Source organism: Pseudomonas sp. KH_046_2, assembly GCF_057838985.1.
Genome location: NZ_CM174480.1, coordinates 1264175 through 1287746, shown reverse-complemented (window position 1 = coordinate 1287746; position 23572 = coordinate 1264175). Strand labels below are relative to the sequence as shown.

General features: G+C 60.7%; 21 protein-coding genes. 6 read left to right on the top strand and 15 right to left on the bottom strand.

What is annotated here, in order from left to right:
* Positions 1–76: 76 nt before the first annotated feature.
* Genes plsB through AC3IX1_RS05750 form a run of 3 tightly spaced genes read left to right on the top strand, consistent with a single transcriptional unit; the run spans position 77 to position 3751 of the window.
* A complete protein-coding gene (gene plsB, locus AC3IX1_RS05760) occupies positions 77–2581 on the top strand; it encodes a glycerol-3-phosphate 1-O-acyltransferase PlsB (protein WP_489387462.1) in 2505 nt (834 codons plus the stop codon).
* Between the two features lie 51 nt (positions 2582–2632).
* Positions 2633–3034 (top strand): YbaY family lipoprotein, encoded by a 402-nt coding sequence (locus AC3IX1_RS05755; RefSeq protein WP_489387461.1) that lies wholly within the window; start codon positions 2633–2635, stop codon positions 3032–3034.
* Between the two features lie 27 nt (positions 3035–3061).
* Positions 3062–3751, top strand: a complete 690-nt coding sequence (locus AC3IX1_RS05750) for a DUF4197 domain-containing protein (RefSeq protein WP_489387460.1) — start codon at positions 3062–3064, stop codon at positions 3749–3751.
* Between the two features lie 45 nt (positions 3752–3796).
* Here the strand turns inward: AC3IX1_RS05750 and AC3IX1_RS05745 are convergent, their stop codons facing one another.
* The 4 genes from AC3IX1_RS05745 to AC3IX1_RS05730 form a co-directional block, all read right to left on the bottom strand.
* Complete coding sequence (locus tag AC3IX1_RS05745) at positions 3797–5143, bottom strand: Fic family protein (protein WP_489387459.1); 1347 nt, start codon at positions 5141–5143, stop codon at positions 3797–3799.
* Between the two features lie 149 nt (positions 5144–5292).
* Positions 5293–5574, bottom strand: coding sequence for a DUF6124 family protein (locus tag AC3IX1_RS05740; protein ID WP_489387458.1), 282 nt, complete (start codon positions 5572–5574; stop codon positions 5293–5295).
* 919 nt (positions 5575–6493) lie between these two features.
* Positions 6494–9559 (bottom strand): efflux RND transporter permease subunit, encoded by a 3066-nt coding sequence (locus tag AC3IX1_RS05735; protein WP_489387457.1) that lies wholly within the window; start codon positions 9557–9559, stop codon positions 6494–6496.
* A gap of 6 nt (positions 9560–9565) precedes the next feature.
* A complete protein-coding gene (locus AC3IX1_RS05730; protein ID WP_489387456.1) occupies positions 9566–10666 on the bottom strand; it encodes an efflux RND transporter periplasmic adaptor subunit in 1101 nt (366 codons plus the stop codon).
* 93 nt (positions 10667–10759) lie between these two features.
* Between AC3IX1_RS05730 and AC3IX1_RS05725 the strand changes: the two genes are divergently transcribed.
* Positions 10760–11398, top strand: a complete 639-nt coding sequence (locus tag AC3IX1_RS05725) for a TetR/AcrR family transcriptional regulator (protein ID WP_489387455.1) — start codon at positions 10760–10762, stop codon at positions 11396–11398.
* 112 nt (positions 11399–11510) lie between these two features.
* Here the strand turns inward: AC3IX1_RS05725 and AC3IX1_RS05720 are convergent, their stop codons facing one another.
* Entirely contained in the window at positions 11511–12293 is a 783-nt protein-coding gene (locus AC3IX1_RS05720; RefSeq protein ID WP_056721019.1) for a class I SAM-dependent methyltransferase, read from the bottom strand.
* A gap of 93 nt (positions 12294–12386) precedes the next feature.
* Here AC3IX1_RS05720 and AC3IX1_RS05715 point away from each other — a divergent pair, with 93 nt between their 5' ends.
* Positions 12387–13007 (top strand): energy transducer TonB, encoded by a 621-nt coding sequence (locus AC3IX1_RS05715; RefSeq protein WP_489387454.1) that lies wholly within the window; start codon positions 12387–12389, stop codon positions 13005–13007.
* Positions 13008–13029: 22 nt separating this feature from the next.
* Here the strand turns inward: AC3IX1_RS05715 and AC3IX1_RS05710 are convergent, their stop codons facing one another.
* From AC3IX1_RS05710 to ppc, 6 genes are all read right to left on the bottom strand, one after another.
* Positions 13030–13851: an isocitrate lyase/PEP mutase family protein gene (locus AC3IX1_RS05710; protein ID WP_489387453.1), complete on the bottom strand. Its 822-nt coding sequence runs from the start codon at positions 13849–13851 to the stop codon at positions 13030–13032.
* A 34-nt stretch (positions 13852–13885) separates the two neighbouring features.
* Entirely contained in the window at positions 13886–14746 is an 861-nt protein-coding gene (locus AC3IX1_RS05705; RefSeq protein WP_489387452.1) for a DUF72 domain-containing protein, read from the bottom strand.
* A complete protein-coding gene (locus AC3IX1_RS05700; protein ID WP_489387451.1) occupies positions 14746–15051 on the bottom strand; it encodes a hypothetical protein in 306 nt (101 codons plus the stop codon). The genes AC3IX1_RS05705 and AC3IX1_RS05700 overlap by 1 nt, the downstream gene beginning before the upstream one ends.
* Positions 15052–15298: 247 nt before the next feature.
* Positions 15299–15973, bottom strand: a complete 675-nt coding sequence (gene tsaB, locus AC3IX1_RS05695; RefSeq protein WP_489387450.1) for a tRNA (adenosine(37)-N6)-threonylcarbamoyltransferase complex dimerization subunit type 1 TsaB — start codon at positions 15971–15973, stop codon at positions 15299–15301.
* A 94-nt stretch (positions 15974–16067) separates the two neighbouring features.
* The gene (gene adk, locus AC3IX1_RS05690) at positions 16068–16715 is read right to left on the bottom strand and encodes an adenylate kinase (protein ID WP_489387449.1); all 648 of its coding nucleotides are present in this window, start codon (positions 16713–16715) and stop codon (positions 16068–16070) included.
* 288 nt (positions 16716–17003) lie between these two features.
* Positions 17004–19634, bottom strand: coding sequence for a phosphoenolpyruvate carboxylase (ppc, locus tag AC3IX1_RS05685; RefSeq protein ID WP_489387448.1), 2631 nt, complete (start codon positions 19632–19634; stop codon positions 17004–17006).
* Positions 19635–19836: 202 nt separating this feature from the next.
* Here ppc and AC3IX1_RS05680 point away from each other — a divergent pair, with 202 nt between their 5' ends.
* Entirely contained in the window at positions 19837–20181 is a 345-nt protein-coding gene (locus tag AC3IX1_RS05680; protein ID WP_150754222.1) for a pilin assembly protein, read from the top strand.
* Between the two features lie 133 nt (positions 20182–20314).
* Here AC3IX1_RS05680 and AC3IX1_RS05675 read toward each other — a convergent pair whose 3' ends face one another.
* From AC3IX1_RS05675 to AC3IX1_RS05660, 4 genes are all read right to left on the bottom strand, one after another.
* Positions 20315–20644 (bottom strand): PA3694 family proteiin, encoded by a 330-nt coding sequence (locus AC3IX1_RS05675; RefSeq protein WP_489387447.1) that lies wholly within the window; start codon positions 20642–20644, stop codon positions 20315–20317.
* Positions 20641–21555: an alpha/beta hydrolase gene (locus AC3IX1_RS05670; protein WP_489387446.1), complete on the bottom strand. Its 915-nt coding sequence runs from the start codon at positions 21553–21555 to the stop codon at positions 20641–20643. The genes AC3IX1_RS05675 and AC3IX1_RS05670 overlap by 4 nt, the downstream gene beginning before the upstream one ends.
* Positions 21556–21702: 147 nt before the next feature.
* Complete coding sequence (locus AC3IX1_RS05665; protein WP_150728239.1) at positions 21703–22980, bottom strand: flavohemoglobin expression-modulating QEGLA motif protein; 1278 nt, start codon at positions 22978–22980, stop codon at positions 21703–21705.
* Between the two features lie 32 nt (positions 22981–23012).
* Positions 23013–23567, bottom strand: a complete 555-nt coding sequence (locus AC3IX1_RS05660) for a hypothetical protein (protein ID WP_489387445.1) — start codon at positions 23565–23567, stop codon at positions 23013–23015.
* Positions 23568–23572: the final 5 nt, after the last annotated feature.

Sequence of the window (23572 nt, the reverse complement as noted above, 5' to 3'; positions counted from 1 at the left end):
CCGATTTTCAGCGAATCCGGCACACTATCGGCCGCCCGAGCAAACGCTCGGTTTTATTCACTCACGCAGAAGCCGTATGACCCGCTCCCCGTTCCGCCGTCTTGTGTTTGGCACCCTGCGCCGACTGTTGTACCTCTGGGTTCGCTCGGAGACGATCAACCAGTCGTCGTTCACCCTCAACCTCGACCGCAGTCGTCCGGTGTTCTACGTCCTGCAAAACCCTTCGCTGACCGACCTCGCCGTGGTCGACACCGAGTGCAGCAAGGCCGGCCTGCCGCGCCCGGTACTGCCGGTATCGGTGGGCAACCTGCTGGAACCTGCCGCGTTCTTCTACCTGACGCCCGACCCGGACTGGCTCGGCCGCCAGGACAAGCGCGGCGCGCCGCCGACACTGACCCGCCTGGTCAGCGCCCTGAGCCAGAACGCCGCCGAAGATGCGCAGATCATTCCGGTCAGCGTGTTCTGGGGCCAGTCGCCGGACAGCGAAAACAGCCCGTGGAAACTCCTGTTCGCCGACAGCTGGGCCGTTACCGGGCGCCTGCGTCGCTTGCTGAGCGTCATCGTGCTGGGACGCAAGACCCGCGTGCAGTTCTCCGCGCCGATCCACCTGCGCGAACTGATCGAGCACGACAAGGGCCACGAGCGCACCGTGCGCATGGCCCAGCGCATCCTGCGGGTGCATTTCCGCAACCTGAAGGCTGCGGTGATCGGCCCGGACATTTCCCACCGCCGTAACCTGGTCAAAGGCCTGCTGAACCAGCCACAGGTCAAACAAGCGATCCTCGACGAAGCCGAGCGCGAGAACATCTCGCCGGAGAAAGCCAAAGCCCAGGCGCTGCGCTACGGCAACGAAATCGCCTCGGACTACACCTACACTGCGATCCGTTTTATGGAAGTGGTGCTGAGCTGGTTCTGGAACAAGATCTACGACGGCATCAAGGTCAACCACATCGAAGGTGTGCAGAAGGTCGCCCAGGGTCACGAAGTGATCTACGTGCCGTGCCACCGCAGCCACATCGATTACCTGCTGCTGTCCTATCTGCTGTTCCGCAATGGCCTGACCCCGCCGCACATTGCCGCCGGCATCAACCTGAACATGCCGGTGATCGGCGGCCTGCTGCGTCGCGGCGGCGCGTTCTTCATGCGCCGCACGTTCAAGGGCAATCCGCTGTACACCTCGGTGTTCAACGAATACCTGCATACCCTGTTCACCAAGGGCTTCCCGGTGGAGTTTTTCGTCGAAGGCGGTCGCTCGCGCACCGGGCGCATGCTGCAACCGAAGACCGGGATGCTGGCGATCACCCTGCGCAGCTTCCTGCGTTCGTCGCGCATGCCCATCGTCTTCGTGCCGGTGTACATCGGCTACGAGCGCGTACTGGAAGGTCGAACCTATCTTGGCGAGTTGCGCGGTGCGGCCAAGAAGAAAGAGTCGATCTTCGATATTTTCAAAGTCATCGGCGCACTCAAACAGCGCTTTGGCCAGGTGGCGGTGAACTTCGGCGAGCCAATCAAGCTGGCGGAATTCCTCGACAGCGAACAGCCGGACTGGCGCAAACAAGAGCTCGGCCCGCAGTTCAGACCCGTCTGGCTCAACGAAACCACCAACCGCCTCGGCGAGAAAGTCGCTCGGCATCTGAACGAAGCGGCGGCGATCAACCCGGTCAACCTGGTGGCACTGGCGTTGCTGTCCACCAGCCGCCTGGCCTTGGACGACCGGGCCATGGCGCGGGTGCTGGATCTGTACCTGGCGCTGCTGCGCAAGGTCCCGTATTCGCCGCACACCACATTGCCGGAAGGCGATGGTCGGGCGCTGATCGAGCATGTGAAGGACATGGACCTGCTGTCCGAGCAGAGCGATGCGTTAGGCAAGATCCTGTATCTGGACGAGCAGAACGCCGTCTTGATGACTTACTACCGCAACAACGTACTGCACATCTTCGCACTGCCGGCGTTGCTGGCGAGCTTCTTCCAGAGCGCCTCGCGCATGAGCCGCGAACAGATCCTGCGCTACACTCGCGCGCTGTACCCGTACCTGCAAGCGGAGCTGTTCATTCGCTGGTCGCTGGAGGAACTGGACGGGGTGATCGAACAATGGCTGGAAGCCTTCGTCGAGCAAGGCCTGCTGCGCTTCGAGAACGACGTGTACCTGCGCCCGGCGCCAAGCTCGCGGCATTTCGTACTGCTGACCTTGCTGTCGAAAAGCATCGCCCAGACCTTGCAGCGCTTCTACATGACCGTGTCCCTGCTGCTCAACAGCGGCCAGAACAGCATCAGCGCCGAAGAACTGGAAGACCTGTGCACGGTCATGGCCCAGCGCCTGTCGATCCTGCATGGCCTGAACGCCCCGGAATTCTTCGACAAGAGCCTGTTCCGCCACTTCATCCAGACGATGCTCGACCTGGAAGTCCTCAAGCGCGACGAAGCGGGCAAGTTGAGCTACCACGAACTGCTCGGCGAACTGGCCGAAGGCGCGGCCAAGCGGGTGTTGCCGGCGGAGATTCGTTTGTCGATCCGTCAGGTGGCGTTGCATCGCAGTGAAGATGCCGCCGACCAACCCGCCCCACCTGTGCAAAGCGTCTAGATTGATCAGGGCGCCAGTCGGTTCTGGCGCCCTCGACACGGAGATTTACCGATGAAAAAACTGCCCCTGATCGCAGCCGCCGTCCTACTGACAGCCTGCCAGCACCCGACACCGGCTCCCAAGGCCTCCCTTGATGGGGAAGTCTTCTACCTGCAACGCATCGCACTGCCACCGACGGCGGTCCTGAGCGTCAGCCTGCAGGACATTTCACTCGCCGATGCCCCGGCGAAGGTCATCGACGAACAGCGCGGCCAGATCAAAGGCCAGGTGCCCCTGGCCTTCCATCTCAGCTACGACCCGCTGAAGGTAGAGCCCAACCACCGTTACTCGGTGAGCGCGCGCATCGAAGTCGATGGCAAACTGATGTTCATCACCACCGAGAATCATGCCGTGCGCCTGGACGGCACCGATCCACAACCGCTGAAGGTCCGTGTCGACCCGGCCCGCTACTAAGTGTCTTTTTCGAAAAAGGAAGTTGCCATGTTCCGCCCTACCCTCCGCTTTGCCGGCCTGTGCGCAGGCTTGATGATCTGTGCCAACGCCCTGGCGCTGTCCCTCACCGACCTGTCGCAGAAAGACGCCACCGGCGGGCTCAAGGACGCACTGACCCAAGGCGCGCAACTGGCCGTCAAACAACTCGGCACCCCGGGTGGCTTCAGCAACAACCCCGACGTGAAAATCGAACTGCCGGGCAAACTGGGCAAAGTCGCCAGCAAAATGAAACAGTTTGGTATGGGTGATCAGGTCGATCTGCTGGAAGCCAGTATGAACAAGGCGGCGGAAACCGCCGTGACCCAGGCCCAACCAATCCTCGTCGATGCCGTGAAGAAAATGACCGTGGAAGATGCCAAGGGCATCCTCAGCGGTGGCAACGACTCGGCTACCCAATACCTGAACAAGACCAGTCGCGAACAGATCCGCGCCAAGTTCCTGCCCATCGTCAAGCAAGCTACCGACAAGGTTGGCCTGGCCCAGCAGTACAACTCGTTCGCCGGGCAAGCGGCGACCATGGGCGTAGTGGATGCGAAGAATGCCAACGTCGAAAACTACGTCACCGAGCAGGCACTGAATGGCTTGTTCGAGATGATCGGCAAACAGGAAGAAACCATCCGCCAGAACCCGGCGGCTGCGGCGACCAGTTTGGCGAAGAAGGTGTTTGGTACGCTCTGAGCCGCGACACAAAACCTGTGGGAGCAGGCTTGCTCCCACAAAGGTTCAGGCCGCTGATACGGGTCTTAGAAAGAACACCCACTCCCGCCCCATCTTGCGTTTCTCGAACAACTTCAACGCGACCAGCCCATTTAGCGTGGCTGATGCTGTGTTGTAAGAACAACCCAGATTCTCCTTCACATTGACCGCCGTGAACTCCTTGGCCATTCCGCTCCTGGCCACTTGAAACAGCGCCCGCTGCTTCTCGGTGAGCTGGTCGAGAAAACCACTTTCACGCAACCAGCAATCAAATTGCTGCGCATCGTCCAGACTTTTCCGATACGTCTCGGTAAAACTGCCCACAGCCCGCAACACCACCGAACACTGGAAATCGATGAAGTACGTCAGATCCAGGTCATCCGCTTCGGTATTCAAATACGACCGCCCGTACTTCAACGGCGCATTGCGCAACAAAACACTGATGGCGATGTAGCGAAACGCCGAGAAGTCATTTTTGAACATGAACCAGTAAAACAACGCACGCGCTACCCGACCGTTGCCGTCGCGAAAAGGATGCTCGTAACCCAAGACAAAATGCAGCGCGATGGCTTTGATCAATGGATGAAGGTAGTCCGCTTGATGAGGGTTGTTGTGGGGTTGGTTGATCCACTTGGCCAGCACCTGCAAACGTGACACGAGCCCTGTTGCAGGCGGTGGCGAATGCACGGTGTTGCCCTCGCCATCCTGGACTACGACGTCATCGTTGATCCTGAAGACGCCAGGCGAGTACTGCGAATCGTCGATGCCCTCGACGCCAACCCGATGCATGGCTGCAATCAGCTCAACGCTCAGTGGCTCGTAACGCTGCTCCCAGGCGAAGTTCATCATCTTGAAGTTACCGATGACCATTCGCTCATCCGGCGTGCGCGGCGAGCGACGGCGCTTAAGCATGTCCTTGGCCACCCGCGTCGTGGTGGCCGCACCTTCGAGCTGACTGCTGCTGATGGCCTCGTCTTCGATCAGATCATTGAGCAAATAGCTGAAATGAGCACGCTCGCCAATCTGGCCGGTCATGTATTCCAGCACAGCGGTTGTCGCCTGACGATCCACTACGGAAATCGCTTTTTGCGCCTGCGGCGTCAGCATGAACTTCAGCCAGCACGCCGGTTCACCCAATGGCAAAAGGCTCGAATACTGTGCAGTCCGCGCTTTCTTGACCAAGGCCCAGCACAGGTTCGAATCCAGCCCAGGCGCCCAGCGGTAGCGCAACGAATCGAAAGGCAGGTAACGCCCCTGATCGTCCAGGGGCTTAAGCAAGGCGAGGTATTCCGAAAGGCGTTCCTTGTGAGGCGATCGCAACAGCCGATCAAACACCGGATCGGACTGGCCCCTCAAAGTGGGTGGATTTTTCATGGCGCTGTCTCAAACATGCGTGAAACCGGGCTCTGAGTACAACACCTGAGCTTTTTAGCCTCAATATCAGACAGGTCCGAGATCAATGTAGGAACAATGAAGGCCCGCTGGTTGGTACAGGTTCAGCGGGCTTTTTCCTTTTGCTATTGCTATTGCTGCGGATCCAACTGATCGAGGACGCGGTTCACTGATAGCTGCGCCAGGACGATCATCTGCTGAATGCCGAGTGCCAGATTGCAGGTTGGGCCGCTCAGGATGGACGACAGTTCGGTTGCCATTACATTCGCAGAGGCGAGAGTTTCATAGGCATGAACCAGCAGGGTTTCGGAATCGACGTCCGGGCGGATGGTGAAAATTGGGCAGGGGCGGTTTGAAGTGCCGGTATTTTCTTCGGACTCTGAAGCCGGGGGGTTGGGGCTGGGTTTGATCATTGTGAAGCTCCTAACGAAAGTTGGAGCAGCCAGCATCACTTGCAGATGATGGGTGGCAGCTGCATGCGGGTCTGCAAGACCGAGTCGTTAGGCAACCTCGGCAGACCCGAAGATCTCCCGCACACAGCCACCATAAATCGGTGGTTGCTAAAAAGCGCCACGATTATAGGTGCGCCTGTAGGCGCCTAACAAACTATTGGCGGGCTTGCAGTCCCGGCCGCTGAATTGGCAGCGACGGGCAAAGGCTAGAGATCATGCTTCCGACGGGCAAGCTGAAAGTCTTGTGGGAATGGTCTGAATGGTTGATTGAGCGATAAATACTTTGACTGATAAGCCGTCATCGCGAGCAGGCTCGCTCCTACAATTGGGTTGGGTACATCTGTGAGGGATTGGTTGGCTGGCAGACCGTCTTCGCGGGCAAGCCCGCTCCCACAGGGATTGGGGACACCTGCAAAAACCAGGTCGGCTGGAAGGCCGTCATCGCGAGCAGGCTCACTCCTACAGAAAAGCATCGGCGTACACCACGCTCTTCACCACTCATCAGGCCGAGCGTTAGCTCGCCTGCAGCTTTTGATCTTGATCCACCCGCCCCCTCGGGAGGCTGAGTGGAGGTGTTCATCCGGGGACTGGCGCGCAGCGCCGTTCGACGCAGTCGAACTCGTTGCATGTAGGTCGAAGCGAAGCCGACCGGAGGGCAATGCCCCCGGATGAATACCGCAGCGAAGGAACCCCGAGCCTAAGCGAGGGGCCGGACGCTCGGGGCGAGACCTTTGGTTACTTTGGGCTGGGCCGGCACTCCGGCGTTTGCCAAAGTGACTCGCCGTAAGGGCGAAACCATAAGCCGCCGTTACCGCAGAAACGGATATGTACTCAATCAATCAAGAGCATGGTCGGCCCAAAGGCCGCCACGCCCAAACCATCAAACCGACTCTTTGCGAACCCGAAACCAGGCGGCATAAAGGGCGGGCAAAAACAGCAGCGTCAACGCCGTGGCCACAATCAACCCCCCCATGATCGCCACCGCCATCGGCCCGAAAAACACACTGCGCGACAGCGGAATCATCGCCAACACCGCCGCCAGCGCCGTCAACACAATCGGCCGGAACCGCCGCACCGTCGCCTCGATGATCGCCTGCCAAGGCTTCAACCCGGCAGCGATATCCTGCTCGATCTGGTCCACCAGAATCACCGAATTACGCATGATCATCCCTGACAACGCGATAGTCCCCAGCATGGCCACGAAACCGAACGGCTGGCGAAACACCAACAGAAACAGCGTCACCCCGATCAACCCCAACGGCGCCGTCAGAAACACCATCGCCGTGCGCGAAAAACTGCGCAATTGCAGCATCAGCAAGGTCAACACCACCACGATGAACAACGGCACCCCGGCCTTCACCGAATTCTGTCCGCGCGCCGAGTCTTCCACCGTGCCGCCGACATCCAGCAAGTAGCCGTCCGGCAGTTCGGCACGGATCGGATCGAGTGTCGGCATGATCTGCTGCACCAGCGTTGCCGGTTGTTCCTTGCCGTAGATGTCGGCGCGAACCGTCACGTTGGGCAGGCGATTGCGGTGCCAGATGATGCCCTCTTCGAAGCCGTACTCCAGGGTCGCGATCTGCGACAGCGCGACGCTGCGACCGTTATCGGTCGGCACCGCCAGGCTCGGCAGCAATGACAGCTCGGTGCGCTCATGCAAGGTGCCGCGCAACAGGATCTCGATCAACTCGTTGTCTTCGCGGTACTGGCTGACGCTGGAACCGGTCAGGGAGCTTTGCAGGAACCTCGACAGGTTCGCCGTGCTCACACCCAGCGCCCGCGCACGATCCTGATCGATATTCAGGTATACGACTTTGCTCGGTTCCTCCCAGTCCAGGTGGACGTTGACCACATGCGGGTTTTCGCGAACCTTGGCCGCGACTTTACGCGCCAGCGCCCGCACCTCTTCGATGTGCTCCCCGGTCACGCGGAACTGCACCGGATAGCCAACCGGAGGACCGTTTTCCAGGCGCGTGACCCGCGAACGTAGAGTCGGGAATTGCTCGTTGAGGGTTGTGATCAGCCAGGTGCGCAGGGTTTCCCGTTCTTCGATGGTTTTCGCCAGGACGACAAACTGGGCGAAGCTCGCCGCCGGCAGTTGCTGATCCAGCGGCAGGTAGAAACGCGGCGAACCGGTACCGACGTAAGCCACGTAATTGTCGATCCCGGCCTTGTCCTTAAGCAGCTCTTCGAGGCGCTTGACCTCGTCGGCGGTGTTGCTCAGTGAAGCGCCTTCGGCCAGTTTCAGGTCGACCATCAACTCCAGGCGACCCGATGCCGGGAAGAACTGCTGCGGCACAAACTTGAACAACACGATGGAAGCGATGAACAACATCACGGTCGCCGCGATCACGGTTTTACGCCAGCGCACGCACCACTCCACGAGGCGCCGGACGCGCTGATAAAACGGTGTGCCATAGGGATCGGGCTGGCCGGTACCGTGTTTGGCGGCGTGAATCTTCGCCAGGTCCGGCAGGAGTTTTTCCCCCAGATACGGCACGAAGACCACCGCGACCACCCACGACGCCAACAGCGCGATGGTAACCACTTCGAAAATCGAACGGGTGTATTCGCCCGTGCCCGATTGCGCCGTGGCAATCGGCAGGAAGCCGGCCGCGGTGATCAGCGTACCGGTGAGCATCGGGAACGCGGTACTGGTCCAGGCATAACTCGCCGCTTTGACCCGGTCGAAGCCCTGCTCCATTTTGATCGCCATCATTTCCACGGCGATGATCGCGTCGTCCACCAACAAACCCAGGGCCAGTACCAGCGCGCCGAGGGAGATCTTGTGCAGGCCGATGCCAAGGTAATACATGCTCGCGAACGTCATCGCCAGCACCAGCGGAATCGCCAGCGCTACGACCATGCCGGTGCGCACGCCGAGGGAGAAGAAGCTCACCAGCAACACAATGGCCAGCGCCTCGACCAACACTTGCACAAACTCGCCAACACCGGTTTTCACCGCCGCCGGTTGATCGGAGACTTTACGCAGCTGCATACCGGCCGGGAGGTTTTTCTGGATGCGGGCGAACTCGATTTCCAGCGCCTTGCCCAGCACCAGAATGTCACCGCCGTCCTTCATCGCCACCGCCAGGCCGATGGCATCTTGCGCCATGAAGCGCATGCGCGGCGCCGGTGGATCGTTGAAACCACGGCGCACATCGGCCACGTCGGAGATGCGGAAGGTGCGATCACCGACGCGGATCGGGAAGTTCTTGATCTCGTCGACTGTCTGAAAATTCCCCGTCACCCGTAGCTGCAAGCGCTCGCTGCTGGTTTCGAAGAAACCTGCCGTGGACACCGCGTTCTGTTCTTCAAGGGCTTGCTGGACGGCAGCCAGCGGCAAGCCGAGAGTGGCGAGCTTGACGTTGGAGAGTTCGATCCAGACTTTCTCGTCCTGCAACCCCAGCAGTTCGACCTTGCCTACATCCTTGACCCGTTGCAGCTGGATCTGGATGCGGTCGGCGTAATCCTTGAGCACGGCGTAGTCGAAACCCTCGCCGGTCAGGGCGTAGATATTGCCGAACGTGGTACCGAATTCGTCGTTGAAGAACGGCCCCTGAATCCCCGGCGGCAGGGTATGGCGGATATCGCTGATTTTCTTGCGCAGCTGATACCAGAGCTCCGGTATCTCCACCGAGTGCATGGAGTCGCGCGCGATGAAGGTCACCTGGGATTCGCCGGGGCGGGAGAACGACATGATGCGTTCGTATTCGCCGGTTTCCATCAGCTTCTTTTCGATGCGTTCGGTGACCTGACGCGAGACTTCCTCGGCGGTCGCTCCCGGCCAGTTGGTGCGAATCACCATGGCCTTGAAGGTGAACGGCGGGTCTTCGCTTTGGCCGAGCTTGGTGTAGGAAAGTGCGCCGACAACGGCCAGCAACAGCATCAGGAACAGGACGATCTGGCGATTACGCAGTGCCCACTCGGAAACGTTGAAGCGCATCGGGGCTTACTCCTTGTCCGCCAGATTGACCACGCGATTGGAGCGATCCACCGGGCGCACCTGCTGCCCTTCGAGAAGCACATGGACACCGGCGGCCACCACCCAGTCGCTGGCGTTGAGCCCTTCAAGCACCGGTACGGTTTTCTCGCCGAAGGCACCGACCCGCACCGGGGCCTTTTTCAAGGTGTTGTTGGCGCTGACGACCCAGACATAGGTCACGCCGTTTTCCGCCGTCAGCGCAGACAGCGGAACGGACAGTGGAACCACGTCGACGGCCTGCACGAACACTCGGGCGCTCTGGCCCAGTTCGACCGGTACCTTGCCGGAACTGAAGGCAATGCGGGCCGCGAAGGTGCGGGATTTTGGATCAGCCGACGGCGACAGTTCACGGATACGCCCTTCGAATCGCTGATCGGGTTGGGTCCAGAGCTCCACCGACACCGGCTCACCTACCTTGAAGCGGCCGAAGTTCTGCTCCGGCAGGCTGATCGAGACTTCACGCTCGCCATCGGTTGCCAGTGTGAACACCGTTTGCCCGGCAGCCACGACTTGCCCGACTTCCACCAGGCGCTTGGCCACGACGCCGTCCTGCGGCGCTCGCAACACGGCGTAACTGGCCTGGTTATTGGAGACGTTGAATTCGGCTTTGATTTGCTTGAGGCGCGCCTCACCGGAGCGGTAGAGGTTTTCGGCGTTGTCGTATTGCGAGCGGCTGACCAGTTGGCGCTCCATCAGGGTCTTGTAGCGATCACGCTCGGAACGCACCAGGTTCAGATTGGCTTCGGCGGCGGCGACCTGGGCGCGAGTGGCCTCCAGTTGCAGGCGTACATCCTGAGGGTCGAGTTCCGCCAAAGGTTGGTCGGCCTTGACCCGCTGCCCTTCCTCAACCAGTCGTCGGCTGACTTTACCGCCGATACGGAACGCCAGGTCCGGTTCATACCGCGCGCGAACTTCACCGGGATAGCTTTCCATGGCCTGCGCCGAAGGCTCTGGCTGGACCACCATGGCCGGGCGCACGCTGACCTGCGGCGCCTCTTCATGACCGCACGCAGACAATAAAAAAGCCAGGGTGACTGGCAACGCGAGGGGCAAGGCATAGCGGAACATGGTGAAGGACCTTTCGCTAATGGTGCTTTGAATAATTATACTGAGCAGTATGTTATTAATAGCAAACTCACCAGTCCAGTAATAAAAACGAATATGCCAAACAATCTTTCAGCACCCAATGGCCCAGGCAGACCCAAGGACCTGGCCAAGCGCCAGGCAATTCTCGATGCGGCGAAAACGCTGTTTTTGAGTAAGGGTTATGCCAATACCAGCATGGATGCCGTCGCAGCCGAGGCCGGTGTGTCGAAACTGACGGTCTACAGCCACTTCAACGACAAGGAGACGCTTTTCTCCGCTGCGGTGATGGCCAAATGCGAGGAGCAGTTGCCACCGCTGTTCTTCGAGTTGCCGGAAGGCGTGGCAGTGGAGACCGTGCTGCTGAACATCGCGCGCGGTTTTCATCATCTGATCAACAGTGATGAATCCGTGAACCTGCACCGTTTGATGATGACCCTGGGCAGCCAGGACCCGAAACTCTCGCAGATCTTCTTCGAGGCCGGGCCGCAGCGCATGCTGCATGGCATGGAGCGCTTGCTGAGCAAGATCGATGAAAGTGGCGTGCTGCGCATCGACAAACCGCACAACGCGGCCGAGCACTTCTTCTGCCTGCTCAAGGGCGCCGGAAATTTCCGCTTGCTGTATGGCTGCGGCGAACCGCCGGTTGGCGAAGAGGCGGAGAGCCATGTGCGGGAGGTGGTGGGGTTGTTTATGCGGGCTTATCGGCCTGAGTGAGCCTGGTGGATTGTTGGTGTCTGGACTGACGCCATCGCGAGCAGGCTCACTCCTACACTGGCTCTATGCAACATGTAGGAGCGAGCCTGCTCGCGATGGGAGCAACTCGGTCTCAGGGCTTGAGCGCCTTCTTCGGATAAATGTCATACCGACTGGACTTGCCATCGAGCGCATGACTCGGCTTCGGCCCGTCGATGCACGGCGCCTTGCGCGGTCGCTTGACCACCACCCGGTGGCTGGCCAGGGCCAACGCGGCCTCAAGCAATGCCGGCGCATCCGGGTCATCGCCTACCAGCGGCCGGAACAGGCGCATTTCCTTTTTCACCAGCGCGGTTTTCTCGCGGTGCGGGAACATCGGGTCGAGGTAGATCACCTGGGGCGGCTCGCCTTCCCAGTTGCGCATGACCTCGATCGAATTGCCCTTGAGCAAGCGCATGCGCGCCACGATCGGCGCCACGTCGAAATCTTCCGCGCCACGGGCCAGGCCATCCTCGAGCAAGGCACCAATCAACGGCTGACGCTCGATCAGACTCATCTCGCAACCAAGGCTGGCCAGCACGAACGCGTCCTTGCCCAGCCCCGCCGTGGCATCCAGCACCCGCGGGCGTACGCCTTGGGCGACGCCAACAGCCTTGGCGATCATCTGCCCGCTGCCGCCGCCGTACAACCGGCGATGGGCCGCGCCACCCTCGACGAAGTCCACCCGCACCGGCCCCGGCGCATCCGGCCCCAGCTGTTGCAGCTGCAAGCCCATGTCACCCACCTGCAAGGCAAATTCGCCGTCCGCCACTTGCATCGGCAAGCCCAGGCGCTCGGCCCATTGCTCGGCTTGTGGCTCGAAAGCCGCGTCGAGGGCCTGGACATGGATGCGGCAGGCCGCAGGTTGATCAATCATCGGAAAACACGCTCAAAAAATTAATGATCGGCAAAAACTGCCGATAACAAAACTATCGAGCATTTTGCCAGAGCTGAGCGTCGACCGAGAGAAATGTCAGACATTCAACCCACAATCACAGGTTTTATCTCGCCCTACGGCGACTACAACCTGCGAAACACCCAGGCACTGAGCGGCGTCAGCCACATCTGGCAGGATTTCTTTGCCCGAGCGCTGGCCGAACAGTCGGGTGAAGTGCTGCCGCAATCCCTGAATTTTCCACCGGTCGACCTCGAAAGCCCGGTTGAGCCCACCGTTGGCAGCGACCTGCTGGCGCACATCGTGTCCCAGCGTGAATGCGAGGTGAAGGACAACGAAATCCGCCCGCCCGAGCCGCTGTTCCTGCCGATTGCCGAATTCGAAATGGACCTGGCCGACAAGCCGCTCCCTCCGTTCCCGGCGGACGAAATCGTCGCCCAGCAAAAACAGCAGGATTTCGAAAGCGGCTGGGTTCGCCCGATCGTGTTGAACGCCGGTCAGCCGCTGCCAGAAGCTGGCCCTGCCCCGCAACCGCGTCCGCTGCACCTGCCCATCGCCGAGTTTGAACTCGATCTGCTGGACAAGCCGTTCCCGCCGTTCTCGCCGCAAGAACGGGTAGAGCAGCAGAAACAACTCGATTACGACAATGGCTGGGCGCGCCCGATCATCCTGCAGAACCTGCGTATCGCCGCCTGATCCTCAGCTGCGCCCTCGTCCCTCAGCCTTTGAAAAACTGATTGGCCTTCTGGTACGGCATCGACCGGGACGTGAAACCGAACGTGCCTGACGTCTGGATTTCTTCGGCGGCGCGGAAGAATTCGCCATAGGCCGCCAATGCCAGCGCCGAGCCGACGCTGATGCGTTTGACGCCCATCTCACCCAACTGCGCGACCGTCAGCTTCAAGCCGCCCGACATCAACACATTCACCGGCTTGGGCGCCACAGCGCGCACCACCGCCAACACATCCTCGGCGCTGCGCAAACCGGGTGCATAAAGCACATCGGCACCAGCCTCGGCGAATGCCTGCAAGCGGCGGATGGTGTCGGCCAGATCGGGATTGCCGTGCAGGAAGTTTTCCGCCCGGGCGGTCAAGGTGAAAGGGAACGGCAAACTGCGAGCGGCAGCCACAGAGGCCTCGATGCGCGCCACGGCGTGTTCGAAACAGTAGATCGGGCCTTCTTCGCGGCCGGTGGCATCTTCGATCGAACCACCGACAGCGCCGGCCTCTGCCGCGCGCAAAATGCTTTTCGCGCAGTCGGCCGGGTTGTCGGCAAAGCCGTTTTCCAGGTCCACGGCAACCGGCAGGTCGGTGGCGGCGACAATCGCCTGAACGTTCATCAGGGTATCGTCGAGGGTTAGTCCGCCATCGGCACGGCCCTGGGAAAAGGCATAACCGGCGCTGGTGGTCGCCAGCGCCTCGAAGCCGAGGCTGGCGAGCATTTTCGCTGAACCTGCATCCCACGGATTGGGAATCACAAAAACCCCGGGGCGTTCATGAAGGGCTTTGAACGCCTGGGCTCGAAGGGTTTGCGCATCCATTGGGCAGGCTCCTGAAGAGGGGAAAGAATCCGCCTCAGAGCAGGCCAAGTTGCTCGGCGACGGGCTCTCTGTATAGCTCAGGCAGCGCCGGCAAGCCAGGCAAACGCAGCATCAGCTGCGCGTGAAAACGCTGCGCCAGTTTCGCCGCCAGCAGGTTGTCGGCGGTGTGCAGGAAGATGTACGGCGTGCGGCCCTCTTCGATCCATAACGCGATTTTCTCGACCCACGGCTCCAGGAACGCATCGTTGGCCTCAAGCGTCGGATGGCCGATAAAACGCACCTGCGGGAATTGCGTGAATGCCGCAGGGCGCGGTGGCACCCGGGGTTTCTTCGATTGGGCGTGGAGCACCGAAGGCTCGGTCGAGGTGCAACTGAACAGCGCACGGGGATCGAGACAAATGCGTTCGACACCGCGATCCAGCAGCAGGCGGTTGAGCATTCGCTCGCTGTCACCCTTGGCGAAAAACTCGTCATGCCGCACTTCCACAGCCAGCGGTCGCTGCAGGGCATCGATAAATCCGGCCAGCTCAGGCAAACGTTGGGGCGTGAAGCTTTTCGACAGCTGCAACCACAACGGCGACACCCGCTCACCCAGCGGGCTGAGCAATTGCACGAAGGTTTCGGCGGCGGTCAGTTGCTCGCGCAGGTCGCCACCGTGGCTGATCTCGCCGGGAAACTTGGCGGTGAAGCGAAAGTGCTCGGGCATCGTTTCGGCCCAACGCTGCACGGTGCTGGCAGCCGGGCTCGCGTAGAAGGTCGTGTTGCCTTCGACGGCATTGAAAACCCGGGAATAGAGATCAAGAAAATCGGCGGGTTTGGCGTCCGGCGGATACAGGTAGTCGCGCCAGGCGTTTTCGCTCCAGGACGGACAACCGAGGTAATACGGCAGCAACATCAGATGTACAGGTCGAGACCCAGCACATCCGCTTCCCAATCGACGAAACCGGCGGTGCTCAGGTAGCTGGCCAGGGCTGTCGCCACGCTTTTGCTCATGGCACGGTGGTAAATCAGATCTTGCTGACGGGCGGGAAGATTGCTCAGTTTTTGCGCAGAGGCTTTGGCGGCGCGGGCAGCCAGTTGCTCTTCAGTCGGGAATTCCAGCTCGCCTTCGATATCAATGGCGTCGTCTTCCACCACGCGGTCTTTGCGAGGTTTGCGCTTGATGGGGTAGGACTGAGAGGAAACGCCGTCTATACGCATACATGCATACTCGGAATCAGTGATGGCAGTTTAGTGGCGCACAACCCACTTCGCAAACCGCCGAGTGATAACTAGAACACATAAAAGGCAAAAGGTTTAAAGCTGAGGTTAGAAAAAGACGATTGGCTGCGTCCGATAGATCGCCATCGCGGGCAAGTCGAATCGTCGCACCGCCGCTCCCACAGGATCTGCGCATAACCTGTGGGAGCGTGGCTTGCCCGCGATTGGACCGACTCGGCCCTGGATACTATCGAGCTTTAGGCGTCGCCACTTTATCGCGCAGATAAACCGGTTGTGCCTCATCAGCCACGATCCCCTCGCCGCGCGCCCAGGCAAACCGTGCCAAAGTCAGCAAGTCTTCAGCATGGGGCAACATGCCCGCGTCCTGCCCGCTCAGGCTGACGGCGATACGCTCGCCATAACCCCAACCGGTGCCTGCGCCGAACCATTCGCCGCTGGCATCAGCCGGCAAACCAGCGGACTCCGGCGGCAGCACCGCTTCCGCACCCACCAGGCGCATCTCCCCGGCCGTTTCACGGTAGCAACCCCAATACACTTCATCCATGCGCGCATCAATGGCGGCGGCGACCTGAGTGGCGCCGTGTTCACGGAGCGCACGTTGCGCCAGCACGGCCAGGTTAGACACCGGCAACACCGGGCGATCCAGGGCAAACGCCAGGCCCTGCACCACGCCGATGGCAATGCGCACACCGGTGAAGGCGCCCGGGCCGCGGCCGAACGCAATGGCATCGACCGCTTGCAGCGTGGTGCCCGCATCGGCCAGCAATTGCTTGATCATCGGCAACAGCTTTTGCGCGTGCAGGCGCGGGATCACCTCGTAATGGCTCGTGACCTTGCCGTCATGCAGCAAGGCAACGGAGCAAGCTTCAGTCGCGGTGTCCAGGGCCAGCAAGGTGCTCATCGATGTATCCACAAGAGAGATCAGAAAAAAGTGCGTCAGTATAAACAACTACGGCCCGCAAGCGGGCCGTGGATGATGCAGCGGATCAGACTTTTCAGCTCAGGGCTGCAAGCACCTTGGCGGTGATCGCTTCAACCGAACCGACGCCTTCGATGTGGCTGTACTTCGGCTTGCCATTGGCAGCCGACAGCTTCTGGTAGAAATCCACCAGCGGCTTGGTCTGGGAGTGGTAGACCGACAGGCGATGACGCACGGTTTCTTCGGTGTCGTCCTTGCGCTGTACCAGTTCTTCACCGGTGATGTCGTCTGTGCCAGCTACTTTCGGCGGGTTGTAGACGATGTGGTACACGCGGCCGCTGGCCTCGTGAACACGGCGACCGGCGATACGCTGGACGATTTCTTCGTCTTCAACGGCGATTTCAACCACGGCATCGAGCTCGACGCCGGCAGTCACCAGGGCTTCTGCCTGGGGAATGGTGCGCGGGAAGCCGTCGAACAGGAAACCGTTGGCGCAGTCGGACTGGGCGATGCGGTCCTTGACCAGTGCGATGATCAGGTCATCGGACACCAGGCCGCCGGCATCCATGATGCTCTTGGCCTTCATGCCCAGCTCGGTGCCGGCCTTGACCGCTGCACGCAACATGTCGCCGGTGGAGATTTGCGGAATGCCGAATTTTTCGGTGATGAACTTAGCCTGAGTACCTTTACCGGCCCCGGGAGCTCCCAGCAGAATGACGCGCATCGATGTGCTCCTCAATTTTTTATATGGATAACGTCAGATTCGCCTCGTGGGGCCAATCTCAAAAATAGGGTCGTGGCCGCCCAAACGGCCAAAGGCTGATCAAGATACACAGCAGGCTGCGCCCACACAAGACGCCAAAAGTCGGAGAAACCGCCGCCTCTTGCGACCATTGCGCACAGTTCCCCAAGTCGCAACCCCATCATTAACTGTCGCCTGACAGCACTTTTAACCCCGCCAAACGACGGCATCCGGTGCACCCGCCGGATGCCTGACCCCACGGCAAAAACCTTAGCCGGTGTTGCGCAAACCGGCGGCAATCCCCGCCACAGACACCAGCAAGGCCTGTTCTACCGGGCTGCCCTGCGCCACGTCCTGCACTCTTGAACGGGCCAGCAACTCGGCCTGCAATAGATGAAGCGGGTCGAGGTAGGTGTTGCGCAAGCGGATGAACTCAAGGGTCGCTGGGCTATGTGCCAGCAGCTGCGACTGCCCGGTCAGGCCGAGAACGATGGTGCACGCCTGCGACAATAGGTCGCGTAAATGCGCACCCAATGGCAACAGATTCGGCTCCACCAGACGCTCATCGTAGGACTGCGCAATGTCGGCATCGGCCTTGGCCAGGACCATTTCCAGCATGTCGATGCGGGTGCGGAAGAACGGCCACTGCTCGCGCATTTGCCCCAGCAGCTCGCCTTCGCCACGCTCCAGTGCCTTGCTCAGGGCCGCTTCCCAACCCAGCCAGGCCGGCAGCATCAGGCGCGTCTGGGTCCAGCCGAAGATCCATGGAATCGCCCGCAGGCTTTCGATCCCCCCGGCCCGGCGCTTGGCTGGACGACTGCCCAGCGGCAAACGACCGAGTTCCTGCTCTGGCGTCGACTGGCGGAAGTACTCCACGAACTGCGGATTTTCCCGCACCACGGCGCGGTAGGCGCTGACACCGTCTGCGGCCAGTTCGTCCATCAGATGGCGCCACTCAGGTGTAGGTGGTGGCGGAGGCAGCAAGGTCGCCTCCAGCACGGCGGCCAGGTACAGATTGAGGTTTTGCTCGGCGATGTCCGGCAGGCCGAATTTGAATCGAATCATTTCGCCCTGTTCGGTGGTGCGAAAACGCCCCGCCACCGAACCTGGTGGCTGCGACAGGATCGCCGCGTGGGCCGGGCCGCCGCCGCGCCCCACAGTGCCGCCGCGACCGTGGAACAACAGCAGTTCGACTTGTTGCTCGCGGCAGATATCCACCAGTCGCTCTTGCGCCCGGTACTGCGCCCAGGCCGCCGCGGTGGTGCCGGCGTCCTTGGCCGAGTCGGAGTAGCCGATCATCACTTCCTGCGGCCCTTGCAGGCGCGCGCGATAGCCCGGCAACAGCAGCAGCTTCTCGATCACCGGCCCCGCGTTGTCGAGGTCGGCCAGGGTTTCGAACAGCGGCACCACGCGCATCGGTCGCAACACGCCGGACTCTTTGAGCAGCAACTGCACGGCGAGCACATCGGAAGCCGCACCGGCCATGGAAATTACATAGGAACCGAGGGATGCCGACGGCGCAGCGGCGATTTCCCGGCAGGTCGCCAGCACTTCGGCAGTGTCGGCGGAGGGTTTGAAGTACGTCGGCAACAAAGGCCGACGATTGCTCAATTCGCGCATCAGGAAGGCGATGCGCTCCTCCTCGCTCCAGTCCTCGTAGCGACCCAGGCCGAGGTAGTCGGTGATTTCGGTCATCGCAGCGGAGTGCCGCGACGAGTCCTGGCGTACATCCAGACGAACCAGGAACAGACCGAATGTCACTGCCCGACGCAGGCAATCGAGCAACGGCCCATCGGCGATCACGCCCATGCCGCACGCGTGCAAGGAGTGGTAGCAAAGCTCCAGTGGATCGAGCAGTTCGCGGTTGTCTTGCAGCACTTCGGTCGGTGCCGGCGCTGGCGTCGACAAGGCGGCGTGTGCCCAGTTACGCGTTGCCCGCAAGCGATCGCGCAGCTGTTTGAGCACTGCCCGGTACGGTTCGGCACTGTCTCCCGCCTTGGCCTTCAATTCATCGCTGGCCTGCTGCATCGACAGCTCGGCGGCCAGGCGATCGACATCGCGCAGGTACAAATCGGCCGCCATCCAGCGCGCCAACAGTAAAACCTCTCGGGTCACCGCCGCCGTCACGTTCGGGTTGCCGTCGCGGTCGCCGCCCATCCACGAGGCAAAGCGAATCGGTGCCGCCTCCAGTGGCAGGCGCAGGCCGGTGGCGGCGTGCAGGGCCTGATCGGCCTTGCGCAGATAATTGGGAATGGCCTGCCACAGCGAATGCTCGATCACCGCGAAACCCCACTTGGCTTCGTCCACCGGCGTCGGGCGCGTGCGGCGGATTTCCTCGGTGTGCCAGGCTTCGGCGATCAGGCGTTGCAAGGTGGTCTTGATCTGCTCGCGCTCGGCACTGGTCAGGTCGCGGTGATCCTGAGCCGCCAGTTGCGCGGCGATGGCGTCGTACTTCTGGATCAGTGTGCGGCGTGCAACTTCGGTGGGATGCGCCGTGAGTACCAGCTCGATCTCCAGCCGGCCCAGTTGCCGGGCCAGCGCGTCGGCGCCATGCCCCTCGGCGCGCAGGCGCGCGAGCAACTCCGGCAGCACCCGGGCTTCGAACGGTGCCTCCTGGGATTCCTCGCGGCGGTGAATCAACTGATATTGCTCGGCGATGTTGGCCAGGTTGAGGAACTGGTTGAACGCCCGCGCCACCGGCAGCAACTCGTCTTCGCTCAGCTGATTGAGGCTGGCGCTGAGTTCGGCGTCCATGGAGCCGCGCCGATCAGCCTTGGCGCCCTTGCGGATCTGCTCGATCTTGTCGAGAAAACCGTCGCCATATTGCTCACGAATGGTGTTGCCCAACAGCTCACCCAACAGGTGAACGTCCTCGCGCAAGCGTGCATCAATATCGGTCATCAGCAGGTCTCCAGCAAAAAATCCGGGCGGCTAAGAAACAAGAGAGTGCCGCCCCAGGCAGGTTCTTACAAGCAAGACGACGAAGGGCCTTTAAACCTTGCCTGTTGAGGCTAGTCTGAACGGTAAGCCGTACAACGGTTATCGCCGGCCAGTGCCGGACACTCACCCTGCCTGCCACGAGCGGGAGCGCAATGAGGTCAATATGAAAATCCGCGAGCTTGCCCACCACTGGGAAGAAAACGCCAAGGGTCGCCTGACCGACACCGGCTACTCGATTCATCTGGACGTGGAGTCTGCCGCACGGCTGGCCGCGCTCGTCGAGATGTACCCCAAGCGGCATCCCGAAGAACTGCTCGGCGATCTGATCGGCGCCGCACTGGAAGAGCTGGAAAGAAGCTTCCCGTACGTCAAAGGCACGACCGTGGTCGCCACCGACGAAGAAGGCGATCCGCTGTACGAAGACATCGGGCCGACGCCGCGTTTTCTGGCGCTGTCCCGTCGGCATTTGCACGATTTGTCGATGCCGGACGACAAACAGAAACACTGAACATCCGCAAAACCTGTGGGAGCGGGCTTGCTCGCGAAAGCGGTGGATCAGCCAACACATATGTTGGATGTGAAACCGTCTTCGCGAGCAAGCCCGCTCCCACATTTGATTTATGTTGCCTGCGAGAACCGGTTTACGGTTCCAGCTTCTGCGGCGTTTCCTGCCCCATGCAGCGCACGGCTTTTTTCTTGCTGTCGACCAGCACGCCGGTCAGGCCTTTCTGTTCCATGTCGAACAGCACCAGCACGCCATCGATGCACTGCGCCACTTGGGCGGCCGGTTGCAGGGAGACTTTGTAGTCTTCACCCGGCACGGTCTTGAGCATGGTGAATTCGTTGAGCAGCAACGCATCCTCAGGCTTGGCGAAGTGCAGGTAGCCGTACCACCACAGGGCACCGACGGTGCCGAGGATGCTGCAGATACCGGTGATGATCAGCGGGATGGCGTTACGTTCTTCACTCATTGCGGGCTCTCTGGTGGTTCGATTTCTGAATTCGGGGGCACCGGGTAATTGGGGATCTCACCCAGACGGCGCAGGCCGTTGAAATGTTGCGGATCATCGAGATAACGCAGCATGACCTTGCGCCAGACCGGGTCGGCGAACGTCTGCACATGACCGCCACGGGTCAGTTGCAGCACCCGTGGCGGCGGCGCAGCTTGATACAGTCGGATGCCGTTGGAAAGAGGCACGATCGGATCGTCGATGCTGTGGTAGATCAGTTTCGGCACATCATTGAGTTGCGCCATGGAGTTGATCGCGCTGTCGCCGTCCGGCACCAGCCACGACAACGGCACCTGCACCGACCAGGTCAACCATGAAGTACTCAAGGCAAACTGACCGATGCTGCGGTAACTGGCGGGTACACCGTCGAGGACAATAGCCTTCAGTTGTTTCTGCCGTTCCGGGTGCTGGACCAGATAGTGCACGGCCATCGAGCCACCGAGGCTCTGGCCGAGAAGGATCAGTGGCTTGCCTTTGACCTCCGGCGCCTGATCGAGCCATTTGAAGGCCGCGTCGATGTCCTGATAGATCGCCGGCAGGGTCGGCTCACCTTCGGACAGGCCATAACCGCGATAGTCCACAAGCAACACCTGGTAACCATTTTTCGGCAACCAAAAGCTCCCCCCTAGGTGCATGGGCAGGTTTCCGCCGTTGCCGTGCAGGTGCAGCACCGTGCCTTTGACCTCGACCCCCTTCTTCGCCGGCAGCCACCATGCATTCAGCTTGAGGCCATCGGCGGTGAGCAGGGTGACGGTGCGATATTCGAGCCCGGCCTTTTCCGGCGTGAACAGCTGGCCGGGTTCGGGGTAGAACAACAGCGAACTGCAACCGTTCAAGGCCAGGAGAAGGCAGAGGATGCCGAGGATTCTCATCCGTTGAAACCTCGCGAAAAAATGGTGGAACACGGTTCAATGTGGGAGCGGGCTTGCTCGCGAATGCGGATTAACATTCAACATCTCAGTTGGCTGACACACCGCTTTCGCGAGCAAGCCCACTCCCACATTTGGATCTCACCAGCCTTAAAGGATGTTGGAGTAATCCGCCTCGATCCGGTCCAGGCTCAGGTGGTTGAGGAAGTTGGAGAAACACATCCATGCCGACAACGCGTTCATGTCGCGGAACTGTTCCGGCAGGTACTTGGGCGGCACCACCAGGCCTTCGTCCACCAGCTGGCGCAAGGTACGCATGTCTTCCAGGGTGGTCTTGCCGCAGAACAACAGCGGTATCTGCTCCAGCTTGCCTTTACGCACGGCCAGTTGAATGTAGTTGTAAATCATGATGAAGCCCTTGAGGTAGGACAAGTCTTTGGTAAATGGCAGACCTGTCGGCACCGAGCCGCGGAAAACGCGACTGGCGTTGCTGTAGCTCTCGGGCATTTCGAAGCCTTGCTCACGGAAGAACTCGAACACCTGCAGGAAGTCCGCGCCCTCCTCCACCATGTGAATGGCGCGGGTGCGGTTGGTCAGTTTGCGCAGGCGGCTCGGGTAAGAGGCGAAGGTGATGATTTCCATCAGGATCGCCAGGCCTTCCTGGGTCACCGTCGACGAGGGCGGCCCCTTGGAGAGGAAAGTGCAGATCGGCTGGTTCAGGCCGTTGAGGGTGGTGCCGACATGCACCAGCCCTTCATGAACTTCCAGCGCCCGCACGTCGCGGTCGTTGAACATCGCGTCGGAGCGGATCTTGATGTAGTCGGCGCCCGCCGCCGCATCGGCGACGATGCCGTCGGACTCGAACACCCGGATGGTTTCCTCGGCTTCGCCAAAAACCTTGTTCAAGCGATGCTGGAGCATGTCGACCGCATCCTTGGCAGTCAGGGTCTTCGGCTCGTCCTTGAGGTCGCCACGGCCGTCGATGTTGTTCAGGTATTCGGACAACATCATGCCCAGGTCGGACAGGGTCGGGTCACCCGCGTGGAACGCGTCGGACGCGGCACCGTACAGCTCTTGGGAAATCAGGCCGAAATCCTCGGTGCCGCGCGCTTCGAGCATGCGGACCACCATGCGGTATTCCTTGCACATGCGGCGCATGATCTGGCCGACCGGGTTGAACTGGCCGAGCTGGCGGGTGATGTCGCGCTCGATGTTCTGGAACTCCAGCTTCACTTTGCTGGAGTCGAACGCCAGCGGCCGGTTGAGGTAGTAGTCGCGGTCCACCGCCGGCATTTCCTTGCCCTTGGCCTTGAGGAAGCCCTTACGAATGTTGTCGTCCCACTTGACCGCATCGAGGACGCGGATCGGCGTCTGCGCCAGCACGATGCGATCGGACAAAATGCGTATCGACTGTTGGTAATCGTCCACCCGAAACTCCTGTAGAAACCTGTTGGTGCTGCTTATTTGGCTTTGGCCTGACGCTGGTAGCGTACGGCTTCGATGAACACATCGGAGTTGGCCGGGTCGTCGAGGTAGGCGGCGACTTGATCCATGTGGCTGTCGATCAATACGCCATCGCCGTCGTTGGTCTGGAAGCTTTCACCGCTCAGGGCTTCCTGCTTCATGGCCTGGTTGATCTGGTCGAGGTCGAGGTTGTAGACCACCAGCTCATGCTTGTCGGTCAGTTCAAACCCGCCAATGGTGAAATGCCCGCCGAACTGTGCCGGCACCTTCGCCGACAGATACCAGCGGTTGCCATGGCGCGTCACGGTGAAGGGATAGGCCTCCCGCTCCTTGGGTCTGGTCCGGTAATAGCTGACGGCCTGATAGCGGTTGTCACCGATGCGGGTCAGTTCGAGGTTAAGCGGCTCGCCCCAGGCATTGGTGCTGGTCCATTTGCCGAGCAATCCCTTGGGCGCGGGTTCGCTTGCAGGCAGCGGTTCCTTGAAGGTCACCAGACAGCCACTGAGCAGCAGGAACGACAAGGCGATCACAACGACACGCCAGGCTTTCATTCAAA